Below are 17,049 nucleotides of genomic sequence, written 5' to 3'. Positions count from 1 at the left end.
CGCTATGTGCGCAAAGCCCGCCGCGTGAGTGGTTCCACCGGACAAACCCTCCTGCAGTTGTTGGAAATGCGGCTAGACAACACCGTTTTCCGCCTTGGAATGGCACCCACGATTCCAGCAGCTCGCCAATTGGTGAATCATGGCCATATTCTGGTCAATGGTCGCACTGTTTCTATTCCTAGCTATCAGTGCCGTCCCGGGGATGTGATTACTGTCCGCGATAACGAGCGATCGCGCCGTCTGGTGGAAACCAACCTTCAAAATCCCGGGCTTGCCAATCTCCCCAGCCACTTGGAACTCGATAAAAGTACCCTCACCGGCAGAGTCACCGGTATCGTTGAGCGCCAATGGGTTGCTCTCGAAGTGAATGAACTCCTCGTGGTTGAGTACTACTCCCGCAAAGTTTAGAGTATCGCCGCCTTTCCTATGGCAGAAGCCTATCTTCTGGAAAAACTCCGCACTGTCGAGCAAACCTTTACGGAACTTACCCGTCGCTTGGCGGATCCGGATGTGGCAGTCAATCCAACCGAATTTCAGAAGATAGCCCGCTCCCGTGCTGCCCTAGAGGAGACGGTAAACGCCTACCAGGAATGGCAAAGGTTGAATCAGCAACTGCTGGACGCACGTCAGCTTCTCAAGGAAGCCATCAATGAGCCTGAGCTGCGGCAAATGGCTGAGGAAGAAGTGGCGGATCTCAGTCACCGCATTGCCAAACTCGAGGAACGCCTGAAAATTCTGCTGCTGCCCCGTGATCCCAATGATGAGAAAAACATTATGCTGGAAATTCGGGCAGGTGCAGGGGGTGATGAAGCAGGGATTTGGGCCGGCGATTTGGTACGGATGTACTCCCGCTATGCCAAAACCCAAGGTTGGCAAGTGACCCTCGTGAGTGAATCCCTCGCTGAAATGGGCGGCTTCAAAGAAGCCATCCTTGAAATCAAGGGCGATCGCGTCTATAGCAAGCTGAAGTATGAATCGGGTGTCCACCGGGTACAGCGGGTACCAGCAACAGAAGCTGGCGGCAGAATTCATACCTCCACTGCCACCGTCGCTGTAATGCCTGAGGTGGATGAGGTGGAGGTCGAAATTGATCCAAAGGACATTGAACTCACCACCGCCCGATCTGGCGGAGCCGGCGGCCAAAACGTCAATAAGGTGGAAACCGCTGTTGATTTATACCACAAGCCAACGGGAATTCGTATTTTCTGCACCGAAGAGCGGAGTCAACTGAAAAACAAAGAGCGAGCGTTCCAGATTCTCCGTGCCAAACTCTACGAAATAAAGCTGCGGGAACAACAGGAAGCCATTACTTCCATGCGCCGCTCTCAGGTGGGCACTGGCGATCGCTCCGAAAAAATCCGTACCTACAACTACAAAGATGACCGCGTGACCGATCACCGTCTGGGACAAAACTTTAGCCTCAGCAGTGTCCTAGAGGGGGATTTGGAACCGATTATCCAAGCCTGCATCAGCCGTGATCAGCAGGAACAACTGGCGCAACTTGCTGCCGAACAAGCCTAGGAGGATCAAATGACCAAATTTGTGGCTTGGGGATGCTACTGTGAAGATGTCCGCGAACGGCGTGCCCCCCATCGCCAGGCACACCTCGATGGCCTTGCAGCTCAAAAAGACCAAGGGCTGCTCATCACCATTGGCCCTACCAAAGACCTGCGCTACTTTTTTGCTATTTATGAGGCGGATAGTGAAGAGACCGTGCGCCAACTAATTGAAAACGACCCCTACTGGCAGCATCAGGTGTGGACAGACTACAGTATTCATGAGTGGATCCAAGCCCTCTAAGGGCGAGGGCGGATCCGAAACTCACCTAGGGCGCAAGGGCATTGCCCCGCATCAGGCTCCCAATCGTTTTTGCCGTAATTTTCAACTGCACTAAGGGATTAGCGGGCACAACAGTCTTATAGAGGTAGCTATCGAAGGTGAGCTTTTGCACATCAAGATCACTACACATCTCCACAAAAGCCTCACGGGTGGCATCGGAGCGATAAAAGACCCGCTGCAGCAGATCCAAAACAAGATAGGTCATGCCGTAGGCTTTGTCCCAGCGCTTCAGGTAGAGCTTGAGATCGGCTTCGGTAGGGATACGGCGACCGCTGTTGGAGGTCTCGACAATCGTTTCAGCACACAGGCGGGCTGACTTGGCGGCAAAGTAAATGCCTTCTCCGGAGGACTTGGTCACGGTACCCGCCGCATCGCCCACAAGGGCCACGCGGCCGACCACTCGCCGAGGTCGAGGATGCTCAGGAATGGGGTGGGCTTCCACTTTAATAATTTGCCCCCCCTCCAGTTTGGCGGCAGCGCGGTGGCGGATTCCTGCTTGCAATTCCCGAATACGGTCTTTATTGACCTTCATGGTGCCCGTACCCACGGCTACATGGTCATATTTCGGGAAAACCCACGCATAAAAGTCAGGGGACACGTCATCCCCCACGTACATTTCTGCTAACTCGTTGTAGTAGGCCATTTTGTCCTCAGGCAGGCGAATCCGCTCCTGGTAGGCAATGGCGTAGTTGTAATCGCCGGCATCAATTTCCTTGGCAATGCGAGAATTTGCGCCATCGGCACCAATCACCACATCCACTTCGAGGGTCTGAACTGCGCCATCCTCTTGGACATAGTGGAGGGTGTAGGGCTGATCGCTGGTGATGGGCTGCTCTAGCTTAAAGACAGTGCCATTGATCAAGTTGGCGCCCAAAGCCGCTGCCCGATTGCGCATAAAGCTATCGAGGACTTCGCGGCGGCACATACCGATATACTCGTGCTCCTTGAGGGTATGGCCAATGTTCACCTCAATGTTGGAGGGGGATATCATTTTCATTTTGCGCACGCGGCGGTCAATGATTTCCGGGGGTAAGTCAAATTCACTGACCATGCACAGGGGGATCGCACCGCCACAGGGCTTGGCATTGTCTAATTTACGTTCAAAGAGATAGGTTTGGATTCCGGCTTTGGCTAAGGTTTCGGCGGCTGAGGAACCCGCTGGACCACCACCGACTACTGCTACCCGAAGTGACAACGGACGACTCCCAAATTTTGGCTAACAAACAACAGTTTGGATACTATCACGGGAATTTTTTGTCTTCAAGGATTTAATCCCGAAAAGCCGCATCTGTAACAGTTTTCAACATTTGGTTATCCTTAGTGATCTGCTAGGATAGATCCATCTATTAGCTAATAATTGATCCAACCTGGGGACTGGAGCGGAAGTGACCCAATTTGTCTCTCGCGGTCGAGAATGGTATCATTTGCGAGGTTGTAAAATTTACGCCATTTCCCAGAGAGGTTAAGGTAGGGCATTCACATGGCATCGTCTCCTGTTGCGCCCGTTGTTTTGGTGATTTTGGATGGCTGGGGCTATCGCGAAGACACCTACGGTAATGCGATCGCCAGCGCCAATACCCCTGTGATGGACAGTTTGTGGGAAGCCTATCCCCACACATTGATTTACACGTCTGGGAAGGCGGTGGGACTCCCCAAGGGACAAATGGGTAACTCCGAGGTGGGGCACTTAAATATCGGTGCCGGTCGCATTGTTCCCCAAGAATTGGTACGCATTTCCGATGCTGTCGAAGATGGCAGCTTCTTTAGCAATCCGGTCCTTGTGCATCTGTGTCAAACCGTGAAGGAACGCAACGGTAAGCTGCATTTTATCGGTCTGTGTTCTGCTGGGGGGGTGCATTCCCACATTGAGCATCTTTACGGCTTGGTGGAACTAGCCAAACGCCACGGGTTGCCCGCCTGTATCCATGCTATTACCGATGGTCGTGATACGCCCCCCCGTGATGCCGCAGGGGTCCTTGAGGAATTGGAGCAGCGCCTGAAAACCGCCGGCTGCGGACGAATTGTGACGGTAAGTGGTCGCTACTATGCCATGGATCGCGATCGCCGCTGGGACCGCACCGAGGCGGCCTACCGCGTTATGACCAGCAATGAGCATATTCAACCCCTCCGGGCAGTGGATGTGGCCCGTAGGGCCTACGCGCAGGATATTGGCGATGAATTCATTGGGCCCACACGCATTGCTGAAGGAGCCGTTGAACCTGGCGATGGGGTGGTGTTTTTCAACTTCCGTCCCGATCGCGCTCGCCAGCTGACCCAAGCCTTTATTGATCCTGACTTCAGCGGTTTTGAACGGACGCTGATTACGCCCCTTGAGTTTGTCACCTTTACCCAGTACGACGCTAGCTTTAACTGTGGGGTTGCTTTCCCGCCGCAAAATCTCAGCCACATCCTCGGAGAAGTTATTGCTGAGCACGGCCTGAAGCAACTGCGGGCAGCCGAAACAGAAAAATATGCCCACGTCACTTACTTCTTCAACGGTGGCCTTGAGGAACCCTTTCCCGGCGAAGATCGCATTCTCATCCCCAGTCCCCTGGTGGCCACCTATGATCAAGCCCCAGCCATGTCTGCCCTGGCTGTAACCGAATCCGTCAAGAAGGCCATTGAGAAGCAGGAGTATGCCCTAATTGTAGTTAACTTTGCCAACCCCGATATGGTGGGGCACACGGGGCAGTTGGCGGCGACGATTCAAGCCATTGAAACCGTGGATCGCTGTGTGGGGATCTTGGTGGAAGCGGCCACAAAAGTGGGGGGAACTCTGCTCATCACTGCAGATCACGGCAACGCCGAATACATGATTGATGAGGACGGCAACCCCTGGACGGCTCACACCACCAACCCGGTTCCCTTCATTTTAGTGGAAGGGGAGAAACGCAAAGTTCCTGGCCATGGTGGCAATGTGATCCTTCGGGAAGATGGCTGTCTGGCGGATATTGCCCCTACGATTCTTGAAATTCTGGAGCTGCCCCAACCCCCCGAAATGACGGGGCGATCGCTAATTGTCAGTGCACCCTATGAAACGCGCCTAAATCGCACCCCTGTTTCCCTCAAGATCTAAAGCCTTCTCAAGGGCGACGGCACAAAATTTTAAGAAATCTTAAAATGGGAATAGTGCTTGTCGTATTTTTATGGCCTCATTTCGCTCCATTCTGGGTTACTATCGCGCCTATCGGGGGATAGCGATCGCCAGCATTACCGCAGCCAGTCTGTGCGAGATGGTGGATTTGCTGGTGCCCTATGCCATTGGTCAAATTCTCAACCTGCTCTCCCAACAACCCCTTGACCCGCCAGTGGTGGCGATCGCCCATAGACTCCAAACATGGACAGGCTGGAGCGATACCTTTAGTGCTCATCTCGCCGTTCTCGGCAGTATTGTTTTTTTGGCCACTGTGGTGCGTGCCCCGATTCAACCGTGGCTAGGGGTATGGTTCCACTGGTGGATTGCCTTGGCTGCCCGTCGCGACCACGCTCGCAAAGCAATCGAGAAAATCCTGACCCTTCCCCTAGAATTCTTTGAGGAAAATAATCCTGGCCGCATTGCCAACCGTGTTAGTAAAGGGATTTCCAACCATACGTGGAGCTACCCGGAAATTGCCGGTCAACTCATTCCCAAACTTGTACGGGTCCTGGGGATTGGTGTTATTGTTTGGTGGTTGGATTGGCCAATCGCCCTTGGGCTCTTGATCTCCTTTACAGTCATCTTGTTGCTGACCCTGCGCACCCTAAGGCGCATTATTCAAAAGGAAGAAATCCTCGACAGCCACATCGAAAGCACGGAAAGCCGCACCTCAGAGATCATCACCAATATCAAAACCGTCAAGGCCTTTGCCACTGAAGCCCGTGAACTGGCTCGCCAGAAGCAGCGGCTGGATCGCGAGTTCAAGATGGTGATTGACCGCATCCATCGCGGCTACATGCATCTAATCACTTGGCAGGGAGCGGTGGTGCAGTTTTGCCTTTTTAGTGTGTTGGGGTTTTCCCTAGCAGCGACCATCGCTGGACGGGTCTCCATTGGCCACTTTATTACAATTTACACCCTTGCCAGTATGGCCTATGCCGAAATTACGCCCCTCTCGCAGGTGTCTGAGGTGTTTGCGCGGCGCTATGCCTCAATTTTACGCTTCCATGAATTTATGGAATTGCCCGCCGGTCGCGATGCCATTGATCTTGAGCAACAGGAAATTCCTAGCCTGCAGTTTTCTGGCAAGGTGGATTTTCAGCATGTTTGGTTTGGCTACACACCAGGGCGTCCCATTCTGCGGGATATTAACTTACTCATTGAACCCTGCCAAACGGTGGCCCTAGTGGGGCGATCGGGGTCGGGGAAATCCACCCTAATCAAGCTCCTCTTTCGTTACTTCCAGCCGGATCAGGGGCAAATTCTCATTGATGGCCAAGATATTCAAACCCTCGATGTGCGCGCCTATCGCCGCCGGCTGGCTATTGTCCACCAAGAAGTCGATGTCTTTAATGGCACCCTCTGGGATAACCTGACCTATGCTAACCCCGAGGTCAGTGCCGACGCGGTCTATGAGGCCTGTGCCATTGCGCGGGTGGATGAATTTGTGCAGCAGTTGCCCTTGGGCTATCGCACGATTGTTGGTGAACGGGGGTTGCGGCTTTCGGGGGGACAGCGGCAGCGCTTAGGGATTGCCCGTGCCCTCTTGGCGGATCCTGATGTGCTGATTTTTGATGAGGCAACCTCAAGTTTGGATTACGAATCAGAGCGGGAAATTCAGCTAGCCCTACGCGCCATTACGGGTACTCGCACCATGATTGTGATTGCCCACCGCCTGAGTACAGTGCGGGATGCCCATCAGATTGTGGTGCTGGATCAGGGCACGATCCGTGAGCAGGGCGATCATGACACCCTCCTTGCCCAAGGGGGATTGTATGCCCATCTCTATTCGATTCAGCGCGATCGCCCCCCCGTTGCTGCAACTAACTGAGATTTATCCCCAAGAAGCGATCCAAGAGCCGATACCGCCAAAAGCTGCGCAAAAGAATCACCCAGAGTAGGACAATTAGCACAATGAGTGCCCACAATGACCAGGAGAGGGGTTCTAGCTCCGCCACCGATCGCAGGGTGGGCGATGTGCTAATGATGACAAAGCCAGCCAGTAGGATAACTACAACTGCAACATACCGCCAGTTGCCCACTAAGGGAGCACCGCCGACCCATACGGGATGGGGAGGTTTTAGGAAAAGCACTAAACAGAGGGAGGCCAAGATCAGGCTCGTCACCAAGGCCGTGCGCGCGATCGCCACACTGTGGCCCAATTCCGAGAGCACCTCGCGATCATTCACCAGGGCTGGATCAAACCGTCCTTGGAGCAATTCCACAAGGGGTGTCAGTTCCCGTGCTAAAACCCCTAAGTACATGAAAATGGCTAACAGCGCCAGGCTCAGGGTGGCGGGGATGACAAAGTGCAGCAATGAACGAATCAAGGAGCGATGGGGACGGGGCCCCGGCACTGCCCAAAAAGCCACCGCCAGTGTGGGTAAACCCACTCCCCACAGCGTTAGCAGGCTGTTGTGCTTAATCAGCAGCGGAAAGGCGCGCCCTGCCATAACAGTGACAAGGCACAGTAAACTAAAGCTAAAGACCCGTACCAAAAAGAGCTTGCTGACATCTTGAATACCGTTGTAGATGCGCTGCCCTTCGCGAAAGGCTGCTGGTAAGGCTGCAAAGGAATCCGCAAGCAGCACAATATCAGCCACATTGCGGGTAATGGCACTGCCACTTTCCATAGCGATTCCCACATTAGCTTGCTTCAGGGATAGGACATCATTCACACCATCACCAATCATTGCCACCTGATGCCCGAGGGCACGCAAGCGAGTGACGAGTTTAGCCTTTTGCTCTGGTGTAATGCGACCAAAAACCGTGGCTTTCTCAGCCATTTGATCAAAGCTGGAATCATCCATAGCGGCCAGTTCTGCCCCGGAGATGGCGATCGCCCCCCCATCGAGGCCAACTTGCTTGCCAAGGGCAACAACGGTTTCCGGATGATCCCCGGAGATAATTTTGACTTGAATTCCAGCTTGCTGAAAACGCGCTAGAACCTCACGGCATTGGGGTCGCAGGCGATCGCCCACCCAAATCACTGCCAAGGGTTCCAACTCTGAGGGCAACAGAGGCGTTTCCTGCCGCTCATCCCAAGTGGGATCACTGCCACTGCGGGCAAAGAGGAGCACCCGCAATCCCTGCTGTCGCCCTCGCTGGAGCAGCTCAACCACCCTAGGGGAGAGGTCCTCACTTTTGAAGAGGACATCCGGTGCCCCCAAAATAAACGTTTCCGAGTCGTGCCAGGCCACTGCACTCCACTTGTAGGTGGAGGAAAAGGGAATTTCGAGGCGCATCGGTTGGGGCGTTCCCGCAAAAGCTTCCGTTAGGGCAACAATGGTACGGTTGGGACTGCTGACACTGGCCGCAAACTTCCCCAGGGTTGCTGCCGTTTGCTCCTTCGCTTCGCTGAGAGGGTACCAGCTATGGAGTTCAAGGGCATTGGCCGTTAGGGTTCCCGTTTTATCAAGGCAGAGAATATCCACCCCACTGAGGGACTCAATGGCATTCACCTGCTGCACCAAGACGTTGGCACGGGAAATGCGCAGCGCCCCCAGGGCATAGGTGAGGGTAATCGTAAGGTACAGGCCCACAGGGACAAGGCCCGCAATTACGGCTGCGGTTTGCACGCTCATTTGTAGAGTGGTCAGGCGCACCAAGAGCGAGAATAGAACCAATAGCCACAGGAAAACCGCCAGGGCAAGAATCACGCGGATAATCAGGTTAATTTCCTGCTGAAGGGGTGTGAGTTTATGGTGGTGGGTTTTGGCGGCAGCAGTCAGTTGATGGGCAGTGCTCTTTTCCCCCACCTGCTCGGCAACATAGGCAGCGGCACCGCGCACACAAAAGCTGCCGGAATAGAGGCGATCGCCCGCCCGCTTGGGAACGAGATCCGACTCCCCTGTGAGCAATGACTCATCTACTTGAATCTGTCCATCGCCAACCACCCTACCATCAGCAACGATTTGATCCCCAGGCGTCAACAGGAGAATATCCCCTTCTACGACCTCTGCAGGATCGATAATCACCTCTTGGCGATCGCGCAGCACCTTAACGCGGGGTCGGCTTAAAAGGCTAATGGCATCCAGTTGGCGTTTGGCGCGAATTTCTTGAATGATACTGATGATGGCATTGAGAAACACAACAACGACGATCGCCACCACATCCCCTGGGCGACCTAAAAAGATCAAGATAAGGCTAATAAAAGCAAAAACCCCATTGATAAACGTGAAGAGGTTTTCCCGCAAAATCTCGCCATAGGTGCGATTGCTTTCACTCACCTGACGGTTAATGCGGCCCCTGGCTTGCCGCTCCGCTACTTCCGCTGTAGTAAGACCGATTAATGGGGTTGTCATATTTCAGGTTTCCGCTGACTTCACCACCAATACCGAACAGGGGGCATCGGCAAGGACGGCACTACTGACGGAGCCCTGCACCACGCGCTCCACGCCGGTGAGGCCACGATTGCCCAGCACAATCAAGTCAGCACGGTAGATATTTGCAAGGCGTAAAATTTCCTCTACGGGGTCACCGCTAACAATTTCAATTTCTGAATCACAGGGAAGCTGGCGTTGAAACCGTTGTAAATGCTGCTCAATACTGCGGTAGGTTCCCATTTGGGGATGCAAGGAGGGGCGATCAGCGCTGACCCCAAACCCCGACTCCACCGGTGAAATCACATGACTGAGAATCACTTGGGCATCTGGGTCTAAGTTTAACTGTGCCACCGCCGCCATCACCCGTGCCGATAACTCACTGGTATCGAGGGCAACTAAAATTGTTTTGAACATGCCTGTGACTCTGTACTTGCAATCTCCTAGTCTGCCACAAGAGCGTGAGTAGCAATCAAACTCCCCTTCTGGCTACTTTCTTGCGCTGATGATTAACCACACCTATCGATTCGTTTTCCTGAAAACTCGTAAAACTGCTGGCGTCAGTAAATTGCCCTCTGCCAGTTTTGTGGTAGTGAGGTATCATTACACCGATTTGCTGCCAGGATGAGTACATTCATCCTCAATTGGGTTATCCGTGGCCGCGCAATTTTTCTGCTCCTTTGGTTAACTGTTCGCTATCAGGCTGGCTCGCTCTCTTTTATCAAGGGGTTAAGGCAAGCTTAATAGCCACTTCACGGCTGCCCAAGTTAGGTTTTGCTTTGAATGTAATCCCCTTGATAAGGCAATTCGTCAGTCTGGGGCATTGATACCATCGGCGATGAAATCCCTGTGGACTTTGTTGACCGGTATGAGGGCTTGAATGAAAACTTGGCACTCATCTGTGAAAAACTGGGACTGCTAGCCCCCTGAAAGTTGCCAAAGGGGGGATAGCGTAAAAACTACGACCACCATAGTCAAGTGCTCAATCAAAGCGCCTGCAAACAGGGGAAGGAATTGCAAAGGAATTGAAGCAGTATGCCCGGAAGGAGATTGCTGCTTTTGGCTACTATTGGGAAAGCATTAGCTAAGTAAAAGTACTCAATAATAGTGTCAAGATTTGTTACAAAGGTTACTGGAGATCATAAGACTTGTAGAGAATCCCCATGAAATGCTGACATTTTCTCGCATTCCCGAGGGGATCGCAGTAGCGTGAGGATCAGTACAGAACAGTATGTGCATGGGTTGTGATGGTGTCGGGCTGTTATAAAACAGAAGTCCTGATGACTACACCAAGGAAGTGTTCTGTAAAGCGTGCAAACCCTATCCAAGAGTGCCTATGAAAGTTGGGGTCGTTAAGGAACGCGAAGTGGGGGAACAACGGGTTGCCCTGATTCCCGAAGTTGTTGCCAAGCTAGTGCAGCAGGGGTATCACCTCTGTGTGGAGTCCGGTGCAGGGGATATGGCTCACTTTAGCGATGATGACTACCGTGCCGCAGGTGCAGAAATTGCTTACTCCATTGAAGAGATTTGGGGCGGTGTCGATGTCCTGCTTAAGGTTGCGCCGCTGCGCGATCGCGAGGTGGAGTGGATTCGCCCCGGCACCACCCTCATTAGTTTTCTCAATCCCCTAGGGAATCCGTGGCAGATGCAACACTTGGCAGAGCGGCACATTACTGCCTTTGCCCTCGAGTGTATTCCCCGCACCAGTCGGGCCCAGACTATGGATGCCCTCTCTTCCCAAGCGGCAGTGGCGGGCTATGGGGCGGTGTTATTGGCGGCTTCCCATTTGCCGCGCTTTTTCCCCATGCTGACGACAGCCGCGGGTACGATTCCCCCCGCCAAGGTGTTTGTGATTGGGGCAGGGGTGGCTGGCTTGCAGGCGATCGCGACCGCCCGACGTTTAGGCGCGGTTGTTGAAGCCTTTGATATTCGCCCTGCGGTCAAGGAAGAGGTGCAAAGTCTCGGTGCCAAATTTGTTGAAGTCAACCTTGAGGAGGACACGGGAGCGGCCGGCGGCTATGCCAAAGAGGTTTCTGAGGCCGCAAAGCACAAAACCCAAGAGGCGATCGCTGCCCATGTCCACAGTGCCGATGTGGTCATTACCACGGCCCAAGTTCCCGGTAAACCGGCTCCCCTGTTAGTTACAGAACGTATGGTGGCCAGCATGAAACCGGGTTCAGTCATTGTGGATTTAGCCGCTGAACAGGGGGGCAACTGTGCCTGCACAGAACCGGGGCGCTCCATTTGTCATCAGCGGGTTACCATTATTGGCCCGATTAATCTGCCCGCCACCATGGCGGTGCATGCCAGTCAAATGTATGCCAAAAACATTTCAACGCTCCTGAAGTACCTTGCTCCCCAGGGGGAATTGGTGTTGAACTTTGGCGATGACATTGTGGATGCCGCCTGTGTCACCCATGAAGGGCAGGTCCGCAACCCACGGGTGCTGCAACTGCTGCATCCTGCTCAAACCTTGGCACCAATGCTTTAGTTCTTTTCTCAGGGGGTTAGTTCAATGACAGAACCTGTACTTGTGGGTCTAATGATTTTTGTCCTGGCCAGTTTCATTGGCTTTGAGGTGATTAACAAAGTCCCACCCACGCTGCATACTCCCCTCATGTCTGGCTCCAATGCCATTTCTGGGATTGCTGTGATTGGTGCCCTGCTGATGGCGGGGAGTGGACACACCACTTTAACAGTGGTCTTGGGATTCATTGCGACGGTGCTAGCCACAATTAATGTGGTGGGCGGTTTTTTGGTTACGGATCGCATGTTGCAGATGTTTAAGCGGTAGGAACCATGGATTGGCTAACACGCATTGAAGAATTGAGCTATCTGGGGGCTGCGGCGCTCTTTATCTTTGGTTTAAAAAAGTTGGGCTCGCCAGCGACGGCACGTCAAGGAAATCGCCTTGCCGCCTTGGGGATGTTGATTGCGATTGTGGTCACGCTCCTCGATCGCCAGATTATGAGCTACACGGGTGTCCTAGCGGCCATTGGCCTCGGCAGTGTCATTGGCGCGATCGCTGCCTACAAAGTGGAAATGACGGCCATGCCCCAGATGGTGGGGTTACTCAATGGCTTAGGAGGGGCGGCCTCTGCCCTGGTGGGCATTGGTGAATTTTGCCGCACTGTGGCCATGGGTGAACCACTGACCCCCAGCACACTTATCACCATTATTTTGGGGGTGCTCATTGGCGGGGTCACCCTCACTGGTAGCCTTGTTGCCTTTGGTAAACTTCAGGGACTGATTTCAGGAACCCCGATCATTTTTCCGATGCAGCAGGTCATTAACCTCGGCTTGCTGGTGGCTTTCTTGGTTGCCAGTGGCTGGGTGGGGTTGCATCCGAGTCAGCTGCCGATGTTCTGGGGCTTGGTGGCGATCGCCAGCATTTTGGGGGTGCTCTTTGTCCTGCCCATTGGTGGTGCCGATATGCCAGTGGTGATTTCCCTCTTGAACTCTCTCTCAGGGCTGGCTGCCAGTGCCGCTGGCTTTATCGTTGGCAACAGTATGTTGATTATTGCGGGTGCCTTGGTGGGGGCTTCAGGGCTGATTTTAACGCAGATTATGTGCAAAGCCATGAATCGCTCCTTGGCCAATGTCCTCTTCGGTGGTTTTGGCAGTACGACGACCGGTAACGCGGCGGTGGCGGCTCACGCCACGGCGAAGTCAGTGCGCACCATTGACCCTGAAGAAAGTGCAATGATGCTCGGCTATGCCAAGTCGGTGGTCATTGTCCCCGGCTATGGAATGGCGGTGGCTCAAGCGCAGCACAGCGTCAAAGAACTAGCGGATCAATTGGAGCGGCTCGGTGTTGATGTCAAATACGCGATTCACCCCGTTGCCGGTCGCATGCCGGGACACATGAATGTGCTGCTGGCCGAGGCAAATGTCCCCTACCCCCAACTCAAGGACATGGAGGACATCAATCCAGAATTTGAGAATGTGGATGTGGCACTGGTGATTGGTGCCAATGATGTTGTCAATCCCGCTGCCCGCACCAACCCCGGCAGCCCCGTGTATGGAATGCCCATTCTCGATGTGGATCGGGCACGGCACACAATTGTGATCAAGCGCAGCCTCAATCCGGGCTTTGCTGGCATTGACAATGAGTTATTCTACAAAGATAAAACCCTGATGCTTTTTGGCAATGCCAAGGAAGTACTCAATCAACTCATTGCCGAGGTGAAACACCTCTAGGAGGGGGTGGAGGCCACCCTGCGCTCAAACACTGGGGCAATTTCCGCAAGGTCAAACTGATCCAGGCGATCAAGTACCCAATGACAGCGACGCTGAAGCATATGGAAGGGATAGGTGTGGGCTACCCCCAAGACTTTGACACCAGCTTCGCGGGCGGATTGAATCCCCACCAAGGTGTCCTCGATCGCCAGACAATCAGCGGCTGTGAGATCACTCCCTAGGGCTTGCAAGGCCTCAACGGCACGTAGATAGGGGTCAGGATAAGGTTTGCTGCGCTCCCCGCTTTCGGCACTGATAATGCAGTCCACAATCGAGTGGAGCTGGCCACGCTCAAGGGCTAAGTCCACATCGGATCGCACAGCACCGGTGACAATGGCGATTTTCAATTGCGCAGCATGGAGTTTCTGCAGTAGGGCGATCGCCCCCGGAAAAAAGGGAAACGGTTCGATACTAGCCAAGCGGGTACGGTAGGCGGCTGCCTTTTGAGCCACCAGTTTATCCAAATAGGCCGGGGTCACTGCCCGTCCACGGCGGCTGAGGAGGTTATCCAAACAGGCGCGATCGCTCCGTCCCAAGCAAAAAAGGTCGTACTCCCCCCGCTGTGGCCGCAGGTTCTCTTGCAAGAGGATCTCATCAATGAGGGCAGCATGAATGGCCTCATCATCGAGAATCACACCATTGAAGTCAAACAAAACCGCCGTCAGGGGCATACCTAGGGGGCTAACTCTGGGAATAACTGCTGAATCCGCGCTTGGAGTTGCTCCGCCTCACTGAAGTGCGCCATCTCCGCTGGGGGGCGCATGAGGGATTCTCCGACTAAAATGGCTTGGGCGCCGGCTTGTGCCACCCGTTCGACATCGGCACGCTGATGAATGCCCGATTCGCTGACCACAAGAATGTTGCGATCGCGCAGCTGCGCCCCATACTTGGTCAAAAGTTTTTCAGTAGTGGCCAGATCAACACTAAAATCCGTCAGGTTGCGATTGTTGATTCCCACAAGCTGTACCTCCTCCAGTGCCAGCACTCGTTCCATCTCCTCGGCGGTGTGTACCTCCAGGAGAGCCGTTAGACCCAACCCACGGGCAATCCGCAGAAAATAGCGCAAATCCTTGTCCGAGAGGATAGCCGCGATCAGTAGCACCGCATCGGCACCCCGCAGCCTTGCCAGAAACATCTGGTAGGGATAGAGGATAAAGTCCTTGCACAGCAGCGGCACCTCCACCACTTGGCGAATTTGGGCGAGGTATTCAAAGCTGCCCTGGAAAAACTCACTGTCCGTTAGGACGGAAAGGCAGGTGGCACCCGCGGCAACGTAGCCTTGGGCGATCGCCACCGGGTTAAAATTGGGCCGAATCATGCCTCTACTGGGGGAGGCCTTCTTGACCTCAGCAATCAGCGCTGGCTGGGTAACAGGATTCTGGAGAGCCGCCAAAAAAGAACGCACCGGCGGCGCATCCAGTACCTGGCGCTGTAAATCAGCCAAGGGCAGGACTTCCCGCAGTTGCTCCACCTCCTGTTCTTTGTGCCAAACAATCTTCTCAAGAATGTTGCGAGGGGCATCATCGGCCACCGGCACTTGGTAGTGGAGGTTGTGAACAGTAACAGCGGGATTGGGAGGACGGCGGCGAATTTGCATAGTCAGCTTCGTAGGGAGTTGCAATCGTTGACCATAAGAATAAACCACAAAGACAACCCTTAACCACCCTGTCTAACCCTGCTATGGTGTCAAAGGAGCAGTAGGAAACCACCGTTGATGGCCATTGGCGTTTGGGTTTTAGGGGATCAACTGTCGCTACAGCAGGCCGCGCTGCAAAGTTGCGCCCATCCTGTCCCCGTCATCCTCATTGAGTCCCACCAGTGGGTCAAACAACGCCGCTACCATGCCCAAAAACTGGTGCTGGTGTGGTCGGCCATGCGGCACTTTGCCCAAGACCTCGAAGCGGCCGGTTGGCCAGTGACCTACGCGATCGCCCCCGACTTTGCCACCCCGCTGCGGCAGTGGATCAGTGCCCACAACATCCACGAAGTGCGGATCATGCAACCTAGCGATCGCCCCTTTCGTGACTGCATTGCCACCTTGGACCTGCCCTGTGCCATTAAATTGCTGCCGAACAATCACTTTCTCTGGTCAGAAGCGGACTTTCAGCAGTGGGCAGCCGGTCGCAAAACCCTTGTCCTGGAGCACTTTTACCGTGCAGGGCGGCAGCGGTTTCAAATCCTGATGGAGGGCAAATCTCCTGCCGGCGGCAAATGGAACTACGATGCTGAGAACCGCCAAGGGCCCGCTGCTAACCTCAAACCCCCACCACCACTGCGCTTTTGTCCCGATAGGATTACCCAAGAAGTCATTGAAACAGTGCGCCAAGGAAACTTTGACACCTATGGCCACATCGAACCCTTTTACTGGGGGGTTAGCCGCGCCCAAGCCCTGCAAGTCTTGGAAAACTTTATTGAATACCGCTTGCCCCAGTTTGGCCCCTACCAAGATGCCATGGTGGTAGGAGAAGAGACCCTGTGGCACAGCCTCCTTTCCCCCTATTTGAATTTAGGCCTACTGTCTCCCCAAGAAGTGATTGATGCGGCCTTAGTGGCCTACGGTGAACGGCAACTCCCCCTAAATAGCGTTGAGGGGTTTATTCGCCAAATTCTTGGCTGGCGCGAGTATATGTATGGCCTTTATCACTACCTCGGTGCCGACTACTGTCAGCGAAACTTCTTTCAGCACCACCAATCTCTGCCGGCTTTCTTTTGGCAGAGCGATCGCGCTACAATGAGCTGTCTGCGCTACGTTCTTAAGCAAATTGAGTGCACTGGCTATGCCCACCACATTCAGCGGCTGATGATCCTGGCCAACTTTGCTCTCATTACTGGCTTAGCTCCTCAGGAAGTGGAAAACTGGTTCCACAGTGTCTTTATTGACGCCTATGATTGGGTGATGCAAACCAATGTCTTGGGAATGGGCTTATTTGCCGATGGCGGACTCTTGGCCTCCAAACCCTATGCCGCCTCCGCTAACTACATTCAGCGCATGAGTAATTATTGCCAAGGATGTGCCTATAACCCAAAGCAACGCGTGGGCGATCGCGCTTGCCCCTTTAACTTTTTTTATTGGCATTTCCTAGCACGCCATCGAACAGTCCTGAGTCGGCAAGGACGCATGGCCATTGCCCTTAAAAATCTGGAAAAATTGAGCGCCTTGGAAATGGCCGCAATTCAACAGGAGGTAGAGCGGTGGTATTTTGAAAATTCATAGATCGAGAAGATATCAATTGTATTTCAGATTACATTTACTTGTAAAACTTGAACCCACCTTTTCTGAGTCATCCACTCATCTATTGATGATCTATACTCCATAGCTGTTTCGAAAGGGAGTGATATATTACAAAGAGAGATAAATTACCCTTGAAGAATCCGCTGGCATCCTTAAAAAACATGAGCGATAGCTTAGACTACAAGAGCCGGTTATCTCCTATGCTAAGCAAGGTAGCGAATGATGATGAGGTGATTTGCAATTATTCTGCCTATTCTGCTGCCTAATGTCTCATTCTTTGT

General features: G+C 53.6%; 14 protein-coding genes. 9 read left to right on the top strand and 5 right to left on the bottom strand.

Annotated features, from left to right (window positions below):
* The 3 genes from rpsD to H8Q75_RS10340 all read left to right on the top strand — a co-directional run.
* Positions 1–408, top strand: a 408-nt coding sequence (gene rpsD / locus H8Q75_RS10350) for a 30S ribosomal protein S4 (protein WP_297041505.1), incomplete at its 5' end; no start/stop codon positions are given.
* Between the two features lie 18 nt (positions 409–426).
* Entirely contained in the window at positions 427–1,521 is a 1,095-nt protein-coding gene (gene prfA / locus H8Q75_RS10345) for a peptide chain release factor 1 (protein WP_024125617.1), read from the top strand.
* Positions 1,522–1,530: 9 nt separating this feature from the next.
* A complete protein-coding gene (locus H8Q75_RS10340) occupies positions 1,531–1,800 on the top strand; it encodes a YciI family protein (protein ID WP_024125618.1) in 270 nt (89 codons plus the stop codon).
* Positions 1,801–1,825: 25 nt separating this feature from the next.
* On the opposite strand, the gene chlP is transcribed toward H8Q75_RS10340, so the two are convergent.
* Complete coding sequence (chlP, locus tag H8Q75_RS10335) at positions 1,826–3,034, bottom strand: geranylgeranyl reductase (RefSeq protein WP_297041498.1); 1,209 nt, start codon at positions 3,032–3,034, stop codon at positions 1,826–1,828.
* A 285-nt stretch (positions 3,035–3,319) separates the two neighbouring features.
* On the opposite strand from chlP, the gene gpmI reads away from it, so the two are divergent.
* Both gpmI and H8Q75_RS10325 read left to right on the top strand, forming a co-directional pair.
* Complete coding sequence (gene gpmI, locus H8Q75_RS10330) at positions 3,320–4,915, top strand: 2,3-bisphosphoglycerate-independent phosphoglycerate mutase (RefSeq protein WP_297041496.1); 1,596 nt, start codon at positions 3,320–3,322, stop codon at positions 4,913–4,915.
* A gap of 70 nt (positions 4,916–4,985) precedes the next feature.
* Positions 4,986–6,806 carry an ABC transporter ATP-binding protein gene (locus H8Q75_RS10325; protein ID WP_024125621.1) on the top strand — a complete coding sequence of 607 codons (1,821 nt, stop codon included), beginning with the start codon at positions 4,986–4,988 and terminating at the stop codon, positions 6,804–6,806.
* Here H8Q75_RS10325 and H8Q75_RS10320 read toward each other — a convergent pair.
* Both H8Q75_RS10320 and H8Q75_RS10315 read right to left on the bottom strand, forming a co-directional pair.
* A complete protein-coding gene (locus H8Q75_RS10320) occupies positions 6,799–9,279 on the bottom strand; it encodes an HAD-IC family P-type ATPase (RefSeq protein WP_024125622.1) in 2,481 nt (826 codons plus the stop codon). The two genes, H8Q75_RS10325 and H8Q75_RS10320, sit on opposite strands and share 8 nt — an antisense overlap.
* Positions 9,280–9,282: 3 nt before the next feature.
* Positions 9,283–9,714 carry a universal stress protein gene (locus tag H8Q75_RS10315; RefSeq protein WP_297041491.1) on the bottom strand — a complete coding sequence of 144 codons (432 nt, stop codon included), beginning with the start codon at positions 9,712–9,714 and terminating at the stop codon, positions 9,283–9,285.
* Positions 9,715–10,633: 919 nt separating this feature from the next.
* On the opposite strand from H8Q75_RS10315, the gene H8Q75_RS10310 reads away from it, so the two are divergent.
* Genes H8Q75_RS10310 through H8Q75_RS10300 form a run of 3 tightly spaced genes read left to right on the top strand, consistent with a single transcriptional unit; the run spans position 10,634 to position 13,497 of the window.
* The gene (locus H8Q75_RS10310) at positions 10,634–11,788 is read left to right on the top strand and encodes a Re/Si-specific NAD(P)(+) transhydrogenase subunit alpha (protein ID WP_297041489.1); all 1,155 of its coding nucleotides are present in this window, start codon (positions 10,634–10,636) and stop codon (positions 11,786–11,788) included.
* 24 nt (positions 11,789–11,812) lie between these two features.
* The gene (locus H8Q75_RS10305; protein WP_024125625.1) at positions 11,813–12,091 is read left to right on the top strand and encodes an NAD(P) transhydrogenase subunit alpha; all 279 of its coding nucleotides are present in this window, start codon (positions 11,813–11,815) and stop codon (positions 12,089–12,091) included.
* A gap of 5 nt (positions 12,092–12,096) precedes the next feature.
* A complete protein-coding gene (locus H8Q75_RS10300; RefSeq protein ID WP_024125626.1) occupies positions 12,097–13,497 on the top strand; it encodes an NAD(P)(+) transhydrogenase (Re/Si-specific) subunit beta in 1,401 nt (466 codons plus the stop codon).
* On the opposite strand, the gene H8Q75_RS10295 is transcribed toward H8Q75_RS10300, so the two are convergent.
* Positions 13,494–14,207: an HAD family phosphatase gene (locus H8Q75_RS10295; RefSeq protein WP_024125627.1), complete on the bottom strand. Its 714-nt coding sequence runs from the start codon at positions 14,205–14,207 to the stop codon at positions 13,494–13,496. The genes H8Q75_RS10300 and H8Q75_RS10295 overlap by 4 nt on opposite strands.
* A gap of 2 nt (positions 14,208–14,209) precedes the next feature.
* Positions 14,210–15,133: an indole-3-glycerol phosphate synthase TrpC gene (trpC, locus tag H8Q75_RS10290; RefSeq protein ID WP_297041508.1), complete on the bottom strand. Its 924-nt coding sequence runs from the start codon at positions 15,131–15,133 to the stop codon at positions 14,210–14,212.
* A gap of 117 nt (positions 15,134–15,250) precedes the next feature.
* Between trpC and H8Q75_RS10285 the strand changes: the two genes are divergently transcribed.
* Positions 15,251–16,750 (top strand): cryptochrome/photolyase family protein, encoded by a 1,500-nt coding sequence (locus H8Q75_RS10285; protein ID WP_297041484.1) that lies wholly within the window; start codon positions 15,251–15,253, stop codon positions 16,748–16,750.
* Positions 16,751–17,049: the final 299 nt, after the last annotated feature.

Origin of the sequence: Thermosynechococcus sp. OHK43, assembly GCF_014466085.1 — a bacterium.
Taxonomy (GTDB): Bacteria; Cyanobacteriota; Cyanobacteriia; order Thermosynechococcales; family Thermosynechococcaceae; genus Thermosynechococcus.
Note: the sequence above shows the minus strand (reverse complement) of the source record. Positions and strands in the feature narration are given on the sequence as shown.

Bases quoted from the DNA above. Each gene is read 5' to 3' on its own strand.
- prfA (WP_024125617.1), top strand. From the start codon at position 427: ATGGCAGAAGCCTATCTTCTGGAAAAACTCCGCACTGTCGAGCAAACC.
- H8Q75_RS10340 (WP_024125618.1), top strand. From the start codon at position 1,531: ATGACCAAATTTGTGGCTTGGGGATGCTACTGTGAAGATGTCCGCGAA.
- gpmI (WP_297041496.1), top strand. From the start codon at position 3,320: ATGGCATCGTCTCCTGTTGCGCCCGTTGTTTTGGTGATTTTGGATGGC.
- H8Q75_RS10325 (WP_024125621.1), top strand. From the start codon at position 4,986: ATGGCCTCATTTCGCTCCATTCTGGGTTACTATCGCGCCTATCGGGGG.
- H8Q75_RS10320 (WP_024125622.1), bottom strand. From the start codon at position 9,279: ATGACAACCCCATTAATCGGTCTTACTACAGCGGAAGTAGCGGAGCGG.
- H8Q75_RS10315 (WP_297041491.1), bottom strand. From the start codon at position 9,714: ATGTTCAAAACAATTTTAGTTGCCCTCGATACCAGTGAGTTATCGGCA.
- H8Q75_RS10310 (WP_297041489.1), top strand. From the start codon at position 10,634: ATGAAAGTTGGGGTCGTTAAGGAACGCGAAGTGGGGGAACAACGGGTT.
- H8Q75_RS10305 (WP_024125625.1), top strand. From the start codon at position 11,813: ATGACAGAACCTGTACTTGTGGGTCTAATGATTTTTGTCCTGGCCAGT.
- H8Q75_RS10300 (WP_024125626.1), top strand. From the start codon at position 12,097: ATGGATTGGCTAACACGCATTGAAGAATTGAGCTATCTGGGGGCTGCG.
- H8Q75_RS10295 (WP_024125627.1), bottom strand. From the start codon at position 14,207: ATGCCCCTGACGGCGGTTTTGTTTGACTTCAATGGTGTGATTCTCGAT.
- trpC (WP_297041508.1), bottom strand. From the start codon at position 15,133: ATGCAAATTCGCCGCCGTCCTCCCAATCCCGCTGTTACTGTTCACAAC.
- H8Q75_RS10285 (WP_297041484.1), top strand. From the start codon at position 15,251: ATGGCCATTGGCGTTTGGGTTTTAGGGGATCAACTGTCGCTACAGCAG.